The organism is Acidovorax lacteus (genome assembly GCF_039540375.1).
GTDB lineage: Bacteria > Pseudomonadota > Gammaproteobacteria > Burkholderiales > Burkholderiaceae_C > Acidovorax_G > Acidovorax_G lacteus.
Genome location: NZ_BAABEX010000007.1, coordinates 243,166 through 259,543, shown reverse-complemented (window position 1 = coordinate 259,543; position 16,378 = coordinate 243,166). Strand labels below are relative to the sequence as shown.

The 16,378-nt window shown below is 67.3% G+C and carries 13 protein-coding genes; 9 read left to right on the top strand and 4 right to left on the bottom strand.

Annotation, left to right across the window (positions count from 1 at the left end; translation table 11 throughout):
- Positions 1-113: 113 nt before the first annotated feature.
- Positions 114-959 carry a bifunctional hydroxymethylpyrimidine kinase/phosphomethylpyrimidine kinase gene (thiD, locus tag ABD866_RS04600; protein ID WP_345061604.1) on the bottom strand — a complete coding sequence of 282 codons (846 nt, stop codon included), beginning with the start codon at positions 957-959 and terminating at the stop codon, positions 114-116.
- 239 nt (positions 960-1,198) lie between these two features.
- Between thiD and ABD866_RS04595 the strand changes: the two genes are divergently transcribed.
- From ABD866_RS04595 to ABD866_RS04580, 4 genes are read left to right on the top strand one after another with little or no spacing between them, the layout of a single operon-like run.
- A complete protein-coding gene (locus ABD866_RS04595; RefSeq protein WP_345061602.1) occupies positions 1,199-2,305 on the top strand; it encodes an FAD-dependent oxidoreductase in 1,107 nt (368 codons plus the stop codon).
- Positions 2,302-2,499 carry a sulfur carrier protein ThiS gene (thiS, locus tag ABD866_RS04590; RefSeq protein WP_345061600.1) on the top strand — a complete coding sequence of 66 codons (198 nt, stop codon included), beginning with the start codon at positions 2,302-2,304 and terminating at the stop codon, positions 2,497-2,499. The genes ABD866_RS04595 and thiS overlap by 4 nt, the downstream gene beginning before the upstream one ends.
- 7 nt (positions 2,500-2,506) lie before the next feature.
- Complete coding sequence (locus tag ABD866_RS04585; protein ID WP_345061598.1) at positions 2,507-3,313, top strand: thiazole synthase; 807 nt, start codon at positions 2,507-2,509, stop codon at positions 3,311-3,313.
- A 5-nt stretch (positions 3,314-3,318) separates the two neighbouring features.
- Complete coding sequence (locus tag ABD866_RS04580) at positions 3,319-4,224, top strand: thiamine phosphate synthase (protein WP_345062486.1); 906 nt, start codon at positions 3,319-3,321, stop codon at positions 4,222-4,224.
- Between the two features lie 97 nt (positions 4,225-4,321).
- Here ABD866_RS04580 and ABD866_RS04575 read toward each other — a convergent pair whose 3' ends face one another.
- The gene (locus tag ABD866_RS04575; protein ID WP_345061596.1) at positions 4,322-6,580 is read right to left on the bottom strand and encodes a hypothetical protein; all 2,259 of its coding nucleotides are present in this window, start codon (positions 6,578-6,580) and stop codon (positions 4,322-4,324) included.
- 72 nt (positions 6,581-6,652) lie between these two features.
- Between ABD866_RS04575 and ABD866_RS04570 the strand changes: the two genes are divergently transcribed.
- From ABD866_RS04570 to ABD866_RS04550, 5 genes are all read left to right on the top strand, one after another.
- Positions 6,653-8,176 carry a 3-hydroxyacyl-CoA dehydrogenase gene (locus tag ABD866_RS04570; protein WP_345061594.1) on the top strand — a complete coding sequence of 508 codons (1,524 nt, stop codon included), beginning with the start codon at positions 6,653-6,655 and terminating at the stop codon, positions 8,174-8,176.
- 7 nt (positions 8,177-8,183) lie between these two features.
- The gene (locus ABD866_RS04565) at positions 8,184-8,963 is read left to right on the top strand and encodes an oxepin-CoA hydrolase, alternative type (protein WP_345061592.1); all 780 of its coding nucleotides are present in this window, start codon (positions 8,184-8,186) and stop codon (positions 8,961-8,963) included.
- 228 nt (positions 8,964-9,191) lie between these two features.
- A complete protein-coding gene (locus ABD866_RS04560) occupies positions 9,192-9,911 on the top strand; it encodes a Crp/Fnr family transcriptional regulator (protein WP_345061590.1) in 720 nt (239 codons plus the stop codon).
- Positions 9,912-9,956: 45 nt separating this feature from the next.
- Positions 9,957-11,042 (top strand): phosphotransferase, encoded by a 1,086-nt coding sequence (locus ABD866_RS04555; protein ID WP_345061588.1) that lies wholly within the window; start codon positions 9,957-9,959, stop codon positions 11,040-11,042.
- A gap of 37 nt (positions 11,043-11,079) precedes the next feature.
- Positions 11,080-12,354 carry an acyl-CoA dehydrogenase family protein gene (locus ABD866_RS04550; protein WP_345061586.1) on the top strand — a complete coding sequence of 425 codons (1,275 nt, stop codon included), beginning with the start codon at positions 11,080-11,082 and terminating at the stop codon, positions 12,352-12,354.
- Positions 12,355-12,749: 395 nt separating this feature from the next.
- Here the strand turns inward: ABD866_RS04550 and ABD866_RS04545 are convergent, their stop codons facing one another.
- Both ABD866_RS04545 and ABD866_RS04540 read right to left on the bottom strand, forming a co-directional pair.
- Positions 12,750-13,769 carry an asparaginase gene (locus ABD866_RS04545; protein ID WP_345061584.1) on the bottom strand — a complete coding sequence of 340 codons (1,020 nt, stop codon included), beginning with the start codon at positions 13,767-13,769 and terminating at the stop codon, positions 12,750-12,752.
- A gap of 15 nt (positions 13,770-13,784) precedes the next feature.
- The gene (locus ABD866_RS04540; RefSeq protein ID WP_345061582.1) at positions 13,785-16,307 is read right to left on the bottom strand and encodes a penicillin acylase family protein; all 2,523 of its coding nucleotides are present in this window, start codon (positions 16,305-16,307) and stop codon (positions 13,785-13,787) included.
- Positions 16,308-16,378 lie beyond the last annotated feature (71 nt).

The following is a 16,378-nucleotide window of genomic DNA, read 5'->3' as shown; positions in this document are numbered from 1 at the left end:
ACGAAGCGTCGTATGCACAGGCCGCCACTCAGCTCCTGCCACTCGCCCGCAGCAGCGAGGGCATCTCTGCCATGGACTTCGGCACGGATGCTGCAACCACATGGCTGGCGCGGTCAGCGAAGAATGCGCTGAGCCACAGGTGCGTAGCCGTGATTGAGCGGACCGTGACCCCGACCTGTCTGCACATCAGCCCCAGCGGCGATAGCGCCCAGAATGTACTGCCGAGCCAATGCAACCGCCTGCGCCAACGGCTCCCCCAGGGCAAGGTAGCATGCGATGGCTGATGACAATGTGCAGCCCGTTCCATGCACATTGCGACTAGGAATGCGTATAGAGCTCCAGCGCTGGCTGGCACCGCTGCGCTCCACCAGCAGATCCTGGACCTCGTCACCCGGAAGGTGCCCACCCTTGAGCAGCACAGATGCGGCGCCCAAGGCAAGCAACTCCTGCGCCGCGCCATCCAACTGCTCAGGCGATTGCAGGGATCGCCCTACCAACAAAGACGCCTCGTCCAAGTTGGGAGTGACCACCGTCGCCAGCGGAAACAGCTCTTGCACAAGAACACTCACCGTCTCTTCCGCAATCAGGCGGTCACCACTGGTGGCCACCATCACCGGATCCAGCACCACGCGCTGCAAACGATATTCCTGCAACGCATCGGCCACCACCCGCACGATTTCCGGCGCATGCAACATCCCGATCTTCACTGCATCTACCCCGATGTCCTCCACGACCGCGGCGATCTGATCGCGGAGCATGCCTGCCGGCACGGCGTGAATGGACCTTACGCCCTCGGTGTTTTGTGCAGTGATCGCCGTGATCGCCGTCGCCCCATAGCAGCCCAAGGCTGCGCAGGTCTTGAGATCGGCCTGGATGCCTGCACCCCCGCCACTGTCGGAGCCAGCGATCGACAAAACCCGCGCGTAGCGGGACCCAGCAGGAGAGGCGTCAAGAATCATGGGAAAATTATGGCCTATGCGGCAGGTCAAGCGCCCGGCGCAGGGGCTGTGCTGTAATTCCGACTCGGACGAAACAGGGGTGCCTGCGCCCACCCGGGTGCTGGCTGAGAAAGACCCTGGGGCTTTCGCAGACACGCCAACGCGGTCTGCCCGCCCCAACACCCGATCCAGGTCATGCTGGCGTGGGGAGTTTTCGAAAGCTGCGGCGCGCTGTTTGGTCCTATGTTGCAAGCGCTGCCATGTCCCCACATTCCTCCCCCGTCGTTGTTCTGGGTGCCGGCCTCATGGGGCGGCTGCTGGCCTGGGTGCTCGCACAGCGAGGCCATGTCGTTGATCTGTACGACGCTGGCGGCCCGGCGGCCGAGCAGTCTGCCGCCACCGTCGCGGCTGCGATGCTCGCACCGCTGGCCGAGTCCGCTATCACCGAGCCTGGCGTAGTGCGAATGGGGCAGTACGCATTGCAACGATGGCCAGAATTGATCGCGGACCTGCCGGAGGACGTGTTCTTCCAGCAGCAGGGCACCTTGATCGTCTGGCACCGCCAGGACGCGCCTGAAGCCCAACGATTACGCGCCCGCCTTGGCCGCACGGTCCAGCAGATTCCAGAACTCCCGCCGGCGGACGATCTGGACGCACGCGCGCTCGCCGCAGTGGAACCGGCGCTGTCTGGTCGCTTTGCCCAAGGCCTGCTGCTTCCCCAGGAGGGTCAGCTGGACAACCGCCAATTGCTCAAGGCCCTGGCGTCCGCCATCGACCGGGCGGGTGTGCGGTGTCATTGGAACACGCCGCGCTCACCAGCCGATATCCCCGCACGCTCCGATGGGGGGCCCAGCCTCCTACTGGACTGCAGAGGACTGGGTGCTCGCAGCGACTGGCAGATGCTGCGAGGCGTTCGTGGCGAGGTGGTGCGCATTCACGCGCCAGATGTACAACTGCAACGCCCCACGCGGCTCGTGCATCCGCGCTATCCCATCTACATTGCCCCCAAGCAAAACGGTGTGTTCGTCATTGGCGCAACCGAAATCGAGTCCGAAGATCGAAGCCCGGTGAGCGTACGCTCCACCCTGGAACTGCTAAGCGCAGCCTACGCAGTACACCCCGGCTTTGCCGAGGCGCGGGTGATCGAGGCGGCAACCCAGTGCCGCCCAACCCTACCCGACAACCTGCCGGCGATCCGCATTCCCCGACCCGGCGTCTTGGAAGTCAACGGCTTGTACCGCCACGGCTTCATGATCGCACCCGCCATGCTGGACTGCGTGCTGCAATGGCTTGAATGCGGTCACTCTACACTCGCACGCCGGTTTGACCTGAATATCGAGACACCGGCCTCTCACGCCTTGGCATGAACGTCTATCTCAACCAGACCCTTTTTGAGTTGCCCGAAAAGGCAACCGTCTCCGATGCGTTGGCGCTCTTTGCAGCGCACCCCCCGTTTGCCGTTGCCGTGAACACGCAATTTGTTCCCCAGTCCCGTCACGCACACACCGTACTGCGCGAAGGCGACCATGTTGAAGTGATCTCGCCCGTCACGGGAGGCTGACCCCGCCATGAACTCATCTGCGTCCACCGATCCTTTGGTTCTCTACGGCCAATCGTTCACGTCCCGGCTGCTGCTGGGTACAGCCCGCTATCCATCGCCCAGTGTGCTGGAAGCGGCGGTCCGGACTTCCACCCCGGCCATGCTGACCGCCTCGCTGCGCCGACAGGGCAGCCAGCCGGCCGAGTTCGGACAGGGCTTCTGGGACTTGCTGCGTCGTCTCAACGTCCCAGTGCTACCCAACACGGCGGGTTGCCACAGTGTGCAAGAAGCTATCACCACGGCCGAAATGGCACGCGAAGTTTTTCAAACATCGTGGATCAAACTCGAACTGATTGGCGACGACTACACGCTGCAGCCCGACACGCTGCGCCTGGTGGAAACGGCTGAGCACCTGATCCGTCAGGGCTTTTGGGTGCTGCCGTACTGCACCGAAGACCTGGTGCTGTGCCAACGCTTGGTAGACGTGGGCTGCCAGGCGGTGATGCCTTGGGCGGCCCCCATCGGTACAGGCAAGGGCCCCGTCAACCCCTATGCCTTGCGCATGTTGCGAGAGCGGCTCGACGTCCCCATGCTGGTCGACGCGGGCCTGGGGCTCCCCTCGCACGCGTGCCAAGTCATGGAGTGGGGATACGACGGCGTGCTGCTCAATACCGCCGTAGCCTTGGCGCAGGATCCGGTGGCCATGGCGGCGGCGTTTGCCGACGCGGTGCGAGCTGGACGCTCCGCTTACCGCGCCGGTGCCATGCAAGCCCAAGAATCTGCCCAGCCCAGCACCCCGGTGCTGGGCACGCCGTTCTGGCATCAAGCGCCATGAGCCCAATGCTGACAACCGAAGAGCAGGCAATTGCGCAGCAGTTGCTTGCTGTCCATGCACAGAACTTTCCAGGATTCGAGCCCCAGCCCTGTCCCGAGCTTGCGCCGTTGCCCTCGGCACTGGCACGCGCTGCCACCTATGCCTGCAGCCAGATGGGCTTCATTGCGGCCGATGCCCAGTGCCTGGGGCTGGCGTGGGAGCGCCGATACCAGCGCACCGCAGGCGCAGCACAGACCACTTGGCCGGATGAGCCCGCCGATTTCGGCATGCGCCCTAGCGATACGCCAACCCGATTCCCAGCCTGTCCGCAGACACTCGGTCTGTATGCAGTGCTGCCCGACGCTGCGTGGGTTGGGCGCATGGCGAGGGCCGGGGTTCCTACCGTGCAGCTGAGGTTCAAGTCCACGGACGCAACGGCCGTTCGGCGTGAGGTGCGTGCAGCCGTCGATGCGGTGGCGGGCACGGGAGCGCTGCTGTTCATCAACGACCACTGGCAAGAGGCCATCGACGCAGGCGCCTACGGAGTCCATCTGGGGCAGGAAGATCTCGACGCGCTGGAGCCTGCCTCGCTGGAGAACCTCCGACGTAGCGGATTGCGCCTGGGCGTGAGCACCCATGGCTATGCCGAAATGGTGCGAGCTGACATAGTTGGGCCGAGCTACATCGCACTGGGAGCCGTGTTCCCGACCACGCTCAAACGCATGGCCACAGCCCCGCAGGGTCTCCAGCGCCTTTACGCGTACGCGCGGCTAATGCGCCACTACCCTCTGGTTGCGATCGGGGGCATCGGGCTGGATGCGTTTCCCAGTGTGTGGGCCTCTGGCGTCGGATCGATTGCAGTGGTCCGCGCGCTTGTCGCAGCAGCCAACCCAGACGCCGCCGCGGCCGAGTTGATGGCCGCCATGCGCTGAACCCTCTCAAGCGGGTCCGGGCTAGGGCCAGGGCCCGGACACTCCCACAGTGTGATCTGTGCCGGCTCCAACTGCCAGCACGGCAGCCTTGATAGCCTCACCCCTTGCGCGAGGCGTCGGACGGTCGCGGCTCCAGTTCAAGCCGAACCTCCAACAGGTCGTTGTGGGAGCCGAATCCCACAGGCTGATCGCGCTCCGGAGGCACAGCCGTAGCAGACGGATCCGGCAACGGCGTCAGCCCAAGGGGCGATGCCGTATCCGAGAGATCAAGGTCCAGCGAAAACGCCGACTCCTCGACCAACGGAACCTCTGCTTTGGGTTTTTCGACAACCGGCGGCGACACCTCCGAGAAGTCAAAATCGATGCCTGCACTCAAGGAGTCCATGGGCAACTGGATGGAATCCGCTTCGTCCAGCGGTGCTACCGCTGCCACTGCCGCGGCAGCCGCCTGTTCGAAGCTCTGGGCCTGCGGGGTCGTACGGCGCCGGGGTGGTGGCGCTCCACGCGAAGACGCAGGCGTGGTCTGAGCGATGGCCAGCAACAGCAGCAAATCGTCAAACGCAGCCATGTCGAATAGTTTGGCGTTGCGCCCGCCGACCGTACGCGACACGTACTCTTCGATACGGTCCAGCACGGCGTCCGTGCTCCACTCCGCCTCAATGGAGGCCAATTCGTCCGGATACTGTTCCAGGGCCTTGCCAGGCCGGTGGAATGCAGCGAACTCCGGCACGAGCACATTGAAATGCTCGGAAAACTCCGCGCGCAGGGCGTTGAAGTCGTCCGCGCGGCCCAGCATGTGGTACAGGCCAAGCAGTTCAAGATACGCCAGCGGCGACGAAGTGCCGTGGTTGTCAATATGCCCCCGGAGGATGTCCACTGCGTGACCGTGCTCGCCGACCGAAATGAAGAACTCCGCCTGTTGTTGGATGTCGAACAGGTCTTCGGCGTTGAGCAGATGCATGACCGACGGCATGCCCGCAACCCGCTCCTGGGACACCACGGGCGCCACTGCCGACGCAGGCTCCATGGCAACCGAGCGCCTGGTGGCCACTGCAGACTCGATAGCGGGCATGACCGTGGGCGCTTCTGTGGCAGACGGTGCAGGCATCGCCGAAGACTCCGGCGCCACAGCCCGTACCGGCTGAGCGACAGAAGGCTCTGCGACGGGGGGGTGCACCGGCAGCGTGTGGGCATTGCTCCACGGCTCAACCGAGGCCGGTACCGACGCCGGCACTGACGACGACAGCTCCAGTTCATGCTCCGATGGCCCCTGCATCGTGGTGCGGGCGACCGACTGGGTCCACCCATCCTGGGCGCCCGCCTGAGCCAGCCTGCGCTGAAGCATAAACAACCACCCACACAGGCCCGCCAGCAACGCGCTCAACCCTGCAAGGCCGTACAACCATTCGGCCGGGAAGCGCTCTTCGAGCGCCGCGGACAGCTCCTGTTGTCGGGCCTGGGCCTGCCCCTGCTCCGTGGCTATTCGGCTCTTGAGCGTCTGCGCCTCCGCCTCCAGCTGAGCGACCCGGCGGTCCTGATCGATCTGGACCTCCAGCGGCGTGTTCAAGGCTTTCCAGGCGGCCTGGGCACGTTCGCGCTCCGGCGTAGAGGCGTCGGAGGGCGCGGCGTTCAACTCGCCACTGGCGCGCAGACTGAGCGGCGTGTCGATCCACACATCCAGCGGCTCCATCACGAGGCGAGGCTTGGGAGGCTCTGGCGCTCTCGGATTGAGCCGCGGCGCTGGCTTGGGAGCGGTCGCAGCCGAAGCGGCTGGTTTGCGAACCGCTGCAGGGGCAGACGCCGCCGCGCGCGGCGCAATCACCCCGGACACAGGCTTGCTTGCGGCATCTGCTGGCCGACCTGTGGCCACAGCACTGCGTTCAGCGATTGCAGGCGCTGCCAGAGCGGCCACGGCTGCGCTGCCCGGAAGCGCTGTTGCACCAGGCAGGCGAGCGATGTCCACAGGCACCCGCGTGGGGGCTGCCGCAGGAAAATCGGCCAGGAAGGTGTAAGTGCGCGACACGCGGCCCGAGCAGCCGGCCGAGAGGACCACCGTCAGCACCGGCTCGTCCAGCGCAATGGAGGCTTGCACCCGCACGCCAGGACTGCGACCCCGCACGTCCGGCAGTGGCACGACGCGCACGCGCGCGTCGCCGATGGGGGTATTGCCCGCCGTGAGCGCCGCGCTGATGCAGGACGCTGCCAGCTCCACCCCAGGGTCGGGTTCGACGTCGAAGGACAGATCCACCGGGGAGCCCAGGACCACCGAGCCCCGACCTGCCCCCAGCGAGAGGGCCGAGGCACCCAGTGCCACCGCCCATAAACTGGCCCCGAAAAGGGTGTTACGGATTTTCACAATCATTTCAATTGAGCTGATTGGCATTCTTGCACATAAGTGCGCGGCCAGTGCCACCGCCATAATCGCGCTATGAAAATTCAGTTTCCAGTGGTCGGTGTCGTGGGATGCGGCGCCATGGGACGCGGCATCGCCCAGATGGCGGCGCAAGCCGGCAGTCGGGTGCTGTTGCTCGATGCACAACCAGTCGCCGCAGCCCAGGCGCGGGACTCCGTGCTCCAGCAATGGAACAAGCTGGCGGACAAAGGGCGCATCACCGCCGAGCAGGCCAGATCGTGGGCCGAGCAGTTGCAGGTGGCCAACACCCTGACCGACCTCGCGCCCTGCAGCCTCGTGGTCGAGGCCATTGTCGAGCGGCTGGAGGCCAAACGGGAGCTGTTCGCAGCCCTCGAAACGCTGGTGCCCGAGCAGAGCGTGCTGGCCACCAACACCTCATCGCTGTCTGTCACGGCAATTGCGGCTGGCTTGCAGCACCCAGGCCGACTCGCCGGCTTTCACTTCTTCAACCCCGTACCGTTGATGAAGGTCGTCGAAGTGGTGCCTGGCGTGCGCACGGCACCCGGCACGGTGGCCGCGCTGACAGAGTACGCACGCCAGTTCGGCCACGCGCCCGTCACCGCGCAGGACACCCCCGGCTTCATCGTCAACCATGCGGGCCGGGGGTTCGGCACCGAGGCGCTGCGCATCCTGTCGGAAGGGGTGGCCGACGTGGCCACCATCGACCGCATCCTGCGCGACCAGGCGGGCTTCAAGCTGGGTCCCTTCGAGTTGATGGACCTCACCGCACTCGATGTGTCGCATCCGGTGATGGAGTCGATCTACCACCAGTACTACGAAGAGCCAAGGTTTCGCCCCAGCGTGATCACCGCGCAGCGCCTTGCGGGCGGCCTGCTGGGTCGCAAGACGGGGGAAGGTTTTTACCGCTATGAAGACGGTACAGCGGCCGTACCCCAAGAGCCCCCCGTGCCCACGGTGGATGAAATGCCGCCGGTATGGGTGTCGCCCCGCGCGGCGCGCCGGGCCGAGCTGTACCAATTGCTCAAGGACCTGGGCGCACGCATCGAGACTGCGGCCTCCCCGTCTGCGCAGGCCATCATCCTGGTCGCACCGCTGGGCTTTGACGTGACCACAGTGGCGGCGGTGGAGCGCCTGGACTCCACCCGCACGGTGGGCATCGACATGCTGGTGGAAGACGCCGCCACACGCCGCCGCGTGCTGGCGACCAACCCGGCCACGCGACGCGACATCCGCGACGCCGCGCACGCGCTGTTTGCACGCGACGGAAAGGCCGTGAGCGTGATCCGTGACAGCGGTGGCTTTGTCACGCAGCGCGTGGTGGCCCATATCGTCAACATCGCCAGCGACATCTGCCAGCAGCGCATTTGCACCCCCAAAGACCTGGAAACCGCAGTCACGCTGGGCCTGGGCTACCCGTTGGGCCCGCTGGCCATGGGCGACCGCTGGGGACCCGCCACCATCCTGGAAGTGCTGTTCAACATGCAGACGGTCTACGGCGATACGCGCTACCGCCCCAGCCCCTGGCTGCGCCGCCGTGGCGCACTGGGCCTGAGCCTGACCCACGTCGAAGAAAGCTGAGGCCTCCATGCCCGCCGAACTGCAAAGCGCCAGCCAGGGCCAGACCCTGGTCCTCACGCTGCACAACCCTGAGCGCCGCAACGCCATCGAGCCCGCGATGTACGCGGCCGGCATCGAAGCCCTGGGCGTGGCCGAACGCAATCCGGATGTGCGCAGCGTGGTCATCACCGGTGCGGGCGAGACCTTTTCGGCGGGCGGCAACCTGCAGCGCCTGCAGGCCATGCGGCATGCCGACCCGGCCGAGCAGGCGCAAGGCATTGAGGGGCTGCACAACTGGATCGAGGCCATCCGCACCTTTCCGAAGCCGGTGATCGCCGCCGTGGAGGGCGCGGCCGCCGGCGCGGGCTTTTCGCTGGCGCTGGCCTGCGACATGGCCGTGGCGGCGCACGACGCGTTCTTCGTAATGTCGTACAGCAACATCGCGCTCTCGCCCGACGGCGGCGGCAGCTGGAGCCTGGTGCGTGCCCTGCCCCGCTCGCTGGCATTGCAGTGGATGATGACCGGCGAACGCGTGCCCGCCGATCGCCTGCACGCGCTGGGCCTGCTGCACAGCCTGGCAGCGCACGGCCAGGCGCTGGCGGCGGCGCTGGCATTGGCCGACTCACTCAACCAGCGCGCGCCCAACGCGCTGGCGAGCATCAAGGAACTGGTCAACGAAGCACCGGGCCAGTCGCTCACGGCACACCTCGCGCTGGAGCGCGATCATTTCGTGCGCAACCTGCACCACGCCAACGCTGGCGAAGGCATCGCCGCCTTTCTGGAAAAGCGCGCACCGCGCTATCGCTGAGCCCCCACCGCCTCCTCACCCGGCCAGGCCTGCGCACCGCCTGAGCACTGGCCGCACGACGCGTGCGCAGCCCGGTTGCACGGGCCTTTCACCGCCGCCGTCGCACGCGGCTGCGGCAGGCCGCGCGCAATGCGCAGGCCCGGCAGACACGCACGTGACAACCCTGCCTTCGAGCGCTGGTCCCTCACGCGACAATGAACGCGTTCCCAGTCACTCAAAAGACAGACCATGGACGACCCCATTCTTACCATCGAAGAACGAGAGGCGATCAATTCCGGTCGCTGGTTTGCATCCTTATCCCCATCGCTGCGGCACGACATCCTCCGATGCGCCTACGTCAAACGCTTCAAAGACGGCACCCTGATCTGTGCCCGCGGCGACCCGCCGGAGGAGTGGATTGCGTGCGCCAAGGGCGCGGTGCGCGTGAGTTCGACGTCGATTTCGGGCAAGCAGATCACGCTCACCTATGTGGAGCCTGGCATCTGGTTTGGCGACGTGGCGATCTTCGACGGCGACCGGCGCACGCACGATGCGTATGCGCACGGCGAGACCACCATCCTGTGCGTGGCCAAGCCCGACTTCAAGAAGATCCTGGCCACGCATGTCGAGTTCTACGAAGCCATGCTGCGCCTGCACGCACGGCGCATTCGCCAGCTCTACGGTTTGGTGGAAGACCTCAACACCCTGCCCCTGCGTGCGCGGCTAGCCAAGCAGCTCGTGCACCTGGTGCGCAGCTACGGCATCCCCAGCCTGTCGGATGGCAGCGAGATGCGCATCGGCCTGCAACTGGCGCAGGAAGAACTGGCTCAGCTGCTCGGTGCTTCGCGCCAGCGGGTGAACCAGGAACTCAAGGCCATGGAGCGCGAAGAAGCCATCCGCATCGAGCCGGGCGGCCTGGTGGTGCGCGACCGCGCGGCCCTGATGCGCATTGCCGAGGCCGATCTGTAACGCCCAGCCACTGAGCCCCGCCCTTCTTATTGCCAACAGCCTTCCATGAGCCAATTCGACCATTTCGTGGGCACCCGCCCGGTGAGCGAGCAGCATGCGTTCGACGTGCCCGCCCTAACCGCTTGGCTGACATCGCACCTGCCGGACTTTGAAGGTCCGCTGTCGGTGGAGATGTTCAAGGGCGGCCAGTCCAACCCGACCTACAAGCTCATCACGCCCAAGCGCCACTACGTGATGCGCGCCAAGCCGGGCCCGGTGGCCAAGCTGCTGCCCTCGGCCCACGCCATCGAGCGCGAATTTGCCGTGATGCGCGGCCTGTATGGCACCGACGTGCCGGTGCCGCGCATGGAAGTGCTGTGCGAAGACGAAAGCGTGATCGGCCGCGCTTTCTATGTGATGGAGTGCATGGAAGGCCGCGTGCTCTGGGACCAGAGCCTGCCCGGCATGACGCCCGCTCAGCGCGGCGCCATCTACGACGAGATGAACCGCGTGATTGCTGCGCTGCACACGGTGCGCTTTGGCGAGCGTGGCCTGGCCAGCTACGGCAAGCCGGGCAACTATTTCGAGCGGCAGATCGGCCGCTGGAGCAAGCAGTACCAAGCCTCGATCACCCAGCCCATCGACGCGATGGACCGGCTCATCGAATGGCTGCCCGCGCACATGCCGGCCAGCGCGCGCGACGAGAGCAAGATCTCCATCGTGCATGGCGACTACCGGCTCGACAACCTGATGTTCCACCCGACCGAGCCGCGTGTGATTGCCGTGCTCGACTGGGAACTGTCCACGCTCGGCCATCCGCTCGCGGACTTCAGCTACCACTGCATGTCCTGGCACATCCCGGCCGGCATGTTCCGCGGCATCGGCGGGCTGGACTTGGCCGCGCTGGGCATTCCGAGCGAAGACGCGTACATCGAGCGCTACTGCGAGCGCACGGGTCTGGCCACGCCCGAGAGCCTGCGCGCCGACTGGAACTTCTACATGGCCTACAACCTGTTCCGCATTGCAGCCATTCTGCAAGGCATCGCCAAGCGCGTGGAGGCGGGCACCGCCTCCAGCGCCCAGGCCAAGGCATCGGGTGAAGGGGCCCGGCCCATGGCCGAGCTGGCCTGGTCGTTTGCGCAACGGGGCTGAGCCCGCGCCCTACCCTGATTTTTCCCCGGAGACCACGATGGACTTTGACTACTCCCCCCGCACCAAGGAACTGCAGGCCAAGCTCTTGCAGTTCATGGACGACCACATCTACCCTGCCGAGGCGGAGTACACAGCCGAACTGGCAGCCAACACGGCCGCCGGCAAGCGCTGGAGCGCGCTGGAGACCATCGAGAAGCTCAAGCCCAAGGCCCAGGCCGCAGGCCTGTGGAACCTGTTTCTGCCAGTCGACAGCGCAGCCGTGTCGGGCTACGAAGGCGCGGGCCTGACCAACCAGGAATACGCCCCGCTGGCCGAAATCATGGGGCGCGTGCCATGGGCGAGCGAGGTGTTCAACTGCTCTGCGCCCGACACCGGCAACATGGAAACCATCGCCCGCTACGGCAGCGACGAGATCAAGGCCCGCTGGCTCAAGCCCCTGCTGGAGGGCAAGATCCGCTCCGCCTTTGCCATGACGGAGCCCGACGTGGCCTCCAGCGACGCCACCAACATCAGCACCCGCATCGAGCGCCAAGGCGACGAATACGTGATCAACGGCCGCAAGTGGTGGATTTCGGGCGCTGCCGACCCGCGCTGCGCCGTCTACATCACCATGGGCAAGACCGACCCCGACGCGCCCAAGCACTCGCAGCAGAGCATGATCGTGGTGCCCGCCGACACCCCGGGCATCCGCGTGCTGCGCCCGCTCAACGTGCTGGGCTACGACGATGCCCCGCACGGCCACGTCGAAATGGTGTTTGAAAACGTGCGCGTGCCCGCCGGCAACATCCTGCTGGGCGAAGGCCGCGGGTTTGAAATTGCCCAGGGCCGCCTCGGCCCCGGCCGCATCCACCACTGCATGCGCCTGATCGGCCTGGCCGAGCGCGCGCTGGAACTGATGTGCCGCCGCTCACTGGCCCGCGTGGCCTTTGGCAAGTCGGTGGCGCAGCAAACGGTGACGCAGGAGCGCATCGCCGAAGCCCGCTGCAAGATCGACATGGCCCGCCTGCTCACGCTCAAGGCCGCCTGGCTGATGGACGTGGCGGGCAACAAGGTGGCGCGCACCGAGATTGCGATGATCAAGGTGGTGGCACCCTCGATGGCTTGCCAGGTCATCGACTGGGCCATGCAGGCCCACGGCGGTGGCGGCATGTGCGACGACTTCCCGCTCGCCTATGCCTACGCAGGCGCGCGCACCCTGCGCTTTGCCGACGGCCCGGACGAAGTCCACCGCAACGCCATTGCCAAGTGGGAGCTGGGCAAGTACGGCGCCTACGGCCGTGACGCCAACGTACCCGTGACCCGCGGCAGCTGACCGGCTGCCGCCGGCCCCGGCCGGTTCTACGGTGGGGAGCGTTGCCGATCCTGGCGCTCCTCTTTTGATAGCTGCTCGTGCTTGTCTCTCCAGCACGAGCGGCTTTTTTTATGTTGAGATCCTTGCACAGCGACCGTGGATCATCACCAGGGCAGCCCTCGGTCTGCAAGTTCTGGCACGCACGCCGGGGTCATGAACGTGTCGCCCCGCACGTCACACCTGCCACCAAGGCCCACGGCTAGCGGCCAGGGGTTAGGCACTGCAGCCAAACCGGCCCTGGATGCTATGCTTTTGATAGCTGATCGTGCTTAACCTCTCAGCACGGGCAGCCCATTGGGCCCAATCTGCAGCAGCCGAACCCCGGGCCGCTCCACCCGGTGTCGCGGCCGGGGCCATCACACCACCCACTGCAGTTGCAGCACCGGCCGCCGTTCGCCCACGGCGCGCCCGCGCACCGTGGCAATGGTGGCGGCACGGCGCGGGGCCAGCGCTTCGACCTGGGCAGCGTCCAGCCAGCCCAGTTGGGCCATCACCTCGACCGCGGCAGCCACCTGGGCGGTGATGTTGCCGTCCAGCACCTTGAGGGCGAAGGCCTGGCCGCGGCTGCGGCTGCCCACCACCTGCACGCCGTCGGCCCCGGTTTTGGACACCCAATCGCCGCGCCCGGCGCGCATGATGTCCAGGTCGTGCCGGCCCGTGCCCGACACCAGATCGGGCCGCGCCACCATCGCGTCGGCCAGGGCGCGCAGCGCGGCGTCGGTGGCGGGCTGGGCGGGCCAGCCACCGGCCAGCCGCGCATAGCCCTGGGCCAGGCGCTGCAGCGGCAGCGCGTAGTTGGGGGCCGAGCAGCCATCAATGCCCATCACCAGCTCGGCCTCGGGCGTGTCGGTGACCTGCGCCAGCGCGGCGCGCACCGCCTGCTGCAGCGGATGCTGCGGCTCCAGGTGGTCGGCCAGCGGCAGGCCGTGGCGCACGCAGTACGCCACAAAACCCGCGTGCTTACCGCTGCAGTTGTGGTGCAGCGCGGAAGGGGTGTCGCCCACCTCCAGCGCCACATCGGCCAGGCCCAGCTGCGTGAACAGCGGCGGGTGCTGGCCGCACTGCAGCGCGCCCGGCCCCTGCCCCGCGCTGGCCAGCATGCGGGCCGTCTGCCGGGCGTGGAAGGATTCACCGCTGTGGCTGGCGCAGAGCATGGCCAGTTCGTCGGTGCCCCAGCCCAGGTCCTGCGCCGCGCCCGACTGCACCAGCGGCAGCGCCTGAAAGGGCTTGATGGTGGAGCGCGTGAACACGCGCACCTGCGGGTTGCCCGCATGCGCGAGCAGGCGACCGTCGCGGTCGGTCACGGCCACCGCGCCCCAGTGCTGGCATTCGACCAGCGGGCCGCGGCTGGTTTCGATGAGCGGGGTCCAGTCCATGGCGGGCTCCGGGGGTCAGCGCGCAGGCTGCAGCAGCAGCTCGTGCGACCAGAAGCGGGGCTCGCGCTGCAGCGGGCGGTAGCCGGTGTCGGCCCAGGTGCGCGCCATGTCGCGGTAACGGGGCGAGAACACCAGGCCGCTCTGTCCCGTCTGGTAGATGAAGCGCGACTGCTCCGGGTCCGCCAGGTCGTACACCGCACGCAGCGATGCGGCATGGCGGTTGACGAACGGGCCGCTGGCCTCGCCCGGGTTGTACTGGCCGACGTTGACGGTGTACGAGTCGCCGTGCGAGGGCACGTTGACGTCGAAGTGGCGGGCCAGCGCGGGCACGTTGCCAAACGGGCGGTGCACGCTGCGGGCCGGGTGTGCGTCGCCCCAGCGCCAGGCGGCCGGGTCTGAGCCGTAGGCGGCCTGCAGGCGGTCCAGCGCGCGCGCGAGCGCGGCCGACGAGGCCGCGCCGCAGCCTTGCTCGCCGCACCACCAGACGTCGTTGCGCTCGAGCATGCCTTCCAGGCCCGCACGGTAGTCGCGCTTGCCATAGGTGGCCTTGAAACGCGCCTCGCCCACCTTGGGCACGATCAGGCCGCGGGTGAGCTCGTCCACCCAGGCGGCAAAGATCAGCGGCGCAGCGCGCTGGGCGTCCATCACGCCGTCAAAGCCCTGCAACTGGGCCTGTGCGGCGGCGGCCAGCGGGTGGTCCGACGCGGTGCGCTGCAGGTGCGGCAGCAGACGGCGCGCGGCCAGCGAGGTGATGTCTGCGTGCAGGTCGCGCATGCTCTGGTGGTCGTGCAGGGGCGTGGCCTCCAGCCGCTCGGCAATGCGGTCGTAGCGGTAGGGCAGCGCCCAGTCCTGCGTGAGGTAATGCGGGTAGTCCGGCGCCGTGATGCGCTGGTTGGCCGTGGCAATCCAGCCCTTGCTGCCGTCGTCTTCCGGCGTGTCGGCATACGCCAACCAGCCCTGCCAGTCGTAGCGCGCATCCCAGCCGGGCGACGGGGCCACGCCGCGGATGTCATTGTCGGCATGGCGCAGCGGCACGCGGCCCACGGCCTTCATGCGGATGCGGCCCTGCACGTCGGCAGCCACCACGCTTTGCATGGGCGAGTGATAGTGCGCAAAGGCCTGGAACAGCTCGTCCACCGTGCGCGCCTGGTTGGTCTGCAGGCCCGCCAGCACGGTCTGGTTGTCGGCGTCCAGCGCGCTCCAGCGCAGTGCAATCACATGGCGCGACAGGTCCAGCACGTCGGTGTGCGACTTCTGCGCGTCGCTGAGCACCGGGCCGTGGCGCGTGCGGCGCAATGTCACCACGGTGTCGGGCTGGCCCTTGACGCGGATGGTCTCGGTGCGCTGCTCAAAGGCGGCCCAGCCGTCGGGCGTGCGGTACTCGGCCGGGTTGGCGGGGTTGATCTGCTCCAGGTACAGGTCCTGCACATCGGGCCCGGTGTTGGTAAAGCCCCAGGCCACGGTGGGCGTGCGGCCCAGCACCACAAACGGCAGACCCGGCAGCGTGGCGCCCACGGCATCGATCGCGCCGACGTGCGTTCCATCGGCGGCCTTGCCCGCCGGGGCCTGAAGGCCCGCGAAGTACCAGATCGCGGGCGCGCTCAGGCCCAGGTGGGGGTCGTTGGCCAGCAGCGGCTTGCCGCTGCGGGTGCGGCTACCTGCCACCACCCAGTTGTTGCTGCCCTTGCCCTCGTTGGTGCCGGCCTGCGCGGCCACATCCTGCGCCCAGGCCTGCATGCCCTGGGCCACCTGGCGCGTGAGCCAGCCGGCCGCAGGGGCGACCGCTGTGTTGGGCACAGCCGCGGCGTTGGCAGACTTGTCAGCCGCGGCACGGTACACCCCCAGCGATCGGTACAGCGCGGCCAGGTCGGCCGTGGCGGCCGGGGGCTCGCCCGGGTACGGCGGCATCAGCTGCCACAGCCGGTCGGTGTCCAGCGTCTGCGCCATGCTCAGGCGCGCAAACTCGTTGCCCCAGTTGCCGCCCAGGTCCAGCGCCATCATCAGCGCCCAGCCCACGCTGTCTTCGGGCGACCAGGGCTCGCTATCGGCGCCTCCCGGGCGCACGCCCAGTACATGGAACTCCGGCGACAGCGCATTCGGACGGTTGCGGTGGTAAGCGGCAATGCCTGCGCTGTAGCGCTGCAGCGCCTCCTGCGCATACGGGGGCAGGCCCTGGTACTGGCGGCGCGCGGTGCCGCGGATGTCAAGCGCGCGCATGAGCTTGTCGGTGTCGAGCGTGGCCGGGCCGAACACCTCAGACAGGGTGCCGTGCATCACGCGGCGGTTGAACTCCAACTGCCACGTGCGCTCCTGCGCATGCACCCAGCCCAGCGCAAACCAGGCGTCTTGCGGCGACTGGGCGCGAATATGGGTCACATCGGCGGTGTCGCGCAGCACCTCGACGGGGCTGTGCAGGCCCACCACGGGCAGGCGGCCGTCAAGCGTCGGCATTGCACTCTGCACATACACGGCTGCACCGGCTCCTGCCAGCAGCGCTGCCACGACCACACCCACGGCCGTGTGCTTCATCCATCCCATTGCAATCTCCTTGTGGTCCACAAGAGCGCAGCCCCTCTCGATGATGCTGCGCCCCAACATGGTGTGATGAA

Bases quoted from the DNA above. Each gene is read 5' to 3' on its own strand.
- thiD (WP_345061604.1), bottom strand. From the start codon at position 959: ATGATTCTTGACGCCTCTCCTGCTGGGTCCCGCTACGCGCGGGTTTTG.
- ABD866_RS04595 (WP_345061602.1), top strand. From the start codon at position 1,199: ATGTCCCCACATTCCTCCCCCGTCGTTGTTCTGGGTGCCGGCCTCATG.
- thiS (WP_345061600.1), top strand. From the start codon at position 2,302: ATGAACGTCTATCTCAACCAGACCCTTTTTGAGTTGCCCGAAAAGGCA.
- ABD866_RS04585 (WP_345061598.1), top strand. From the start codon at position 2,507: ATGAACTCATCTGCGTCCACCGATCCTTTGGTTCTCTACGGCCAATCG.
- ABD866_RS04580 (WP_345062486.1), top strand. From the start codon at position 3,319: ATGCTGACAACCGAAGAGCAGGCAATTGCGCAGCAGTTGCTTGCTGTC.
- ABD866_RS04570 (WP_345061594.1), top strand. From the start codon at position 6,653: ATGAAAATTCAGTTTCCAGTGGTCGGTGTCGTGGGATGCGGCGCCATG.
- ABD866_RS04565 (WP_345061592.1), top strand. From the start codon at position 8,184: ATGCCCGCCGAACTGCAAAGCGCCAGCCAGGGCCAGACCCTGGTCCTC.
- ABD866_RS04560 (WP_345061590.1), top strand. From the start codon at position 9,192: ATGGACGACCCCATTCTTACCATCGAAGAACGAGAGGCGATCAATTCC.
- ABD866_RS04555 (WP_345061588.1), top strand. From the start codon at position 9,957: ATGAGCCAATTCGACCATTTCGTGGGCACCCGCCCGGTGAGCGAGCAG.
- ABD866_RS04550 (WP_345061586.1), top strand. From the start codon at position 11,080: ATGGACTTTGACTACTCCCCCCGCACCAAGGAACTGCAGGCCAAGCTC.
- ABD866_RS04545 (WP_345061584.1), bottom strand. From the start codon at position 13,769: ATGGACTGGACCCCGCTCATCGAAACCAGCCGCGGCCCGCTGGTCGAA.
- ABD866_RS04540 (WP_345061582.1), bottom strand. From the start codon at position 16,307: ATGGGATGGATGAAGCACACGGCCGTGGGTGTGGTCGTGGCAGCGCTG.